The organism is Variovorax sp. P4_D9, assembly GCF_056401695.1.
In genome coordinates, this window is sequence record NZ_JBFUIU010001629.1 from 1 (window position 1) to 839 (window position 839).

General features: G+C 67.0%; 1 protein-coding gene. It reads left to right on the top strand.

Annotated elements, in window-relative coordinates; translation table 11 throughout:
- Window positions 1-660, top strand: a 660-nt coding sequence (locus AC1DY5_RS57390; protein WP_478123000.1) for an IS4 family transposase, incomplete at its 5' end; no start/stop codon positions are given.
- Window positions 661-839 lie beyond the last annotated feature (179 nt).

An 839-nucleotide genomic window follows, 5' to 3' on the forward strand; every position in this document is an offset into this window, starting at 1 on the left:
ACGCACGCCGTCGTGGCGGCGGACATCGCCCCGTACGCGCGCAGCGAGAAAGCGATGGCCGCCGAGGTGCTGCCCGACTGGTTGCGCAAGGACATGCTGCTGCTGGCGGATCGGGGCTTTTACAGCTTCAAGCTGTGGCAACTGGCCGCGGGCAGCGGGGCCGCACTGCTGTGGCGCGTGAGCGCCACGATCAAGCTGGCGCCACAGSAGGTGCTGGCCGACGGTTCKTACCTGAGCACCGTCTACGACAGTGCCGACAGCGCTCGGCGTCACGGCACGACCGTGCGCGTCATTGAGTACRCGCTGCACAACTCGGCCACCCCTAGCGAAGACAGCTACCGATTGATCACCACCSTGCTCAACGCCGATCAAGCACCGGGCCTGGAGYTGGCGGCGCTGTACCACGAGCGCTGGGAAATCGAGGGTGTGTTTGACGAGTTCAAGACGCACTTGCGTGGCGCCAGCACCGTGCTGCGCAGCAAGACGCCGGACCTGGTACAGCAGGAGCTGTGGGGGCTGCTGCTGGCGCACTTCGCCGTGCGCCAGCTSATGGCGCAAGCGGCTTGGCAGCAASAGCTCGATCCGGACCGMTTGAGCTTCATGCACGCCGTGCGCGTGATCAAGCGAAAAATGCCGCAAGCAGCGGCYGTTCCCCCCTGAGCGCATCGGAAGTTGGCGCGACGCGCTGCTCGCCGAGATCGGCCGCGGCCGCTGCGTGAGCAGCCGCGGCCGCCACAACCCGCGAGGGGTCAAGCGCAAGATGAGCAACTTCAAAGTGCGCCGTCGCGGCGCCGAGCTCCACCGCAGACATGAGCCGACGCCGGCGTTGCGCGTGTTAC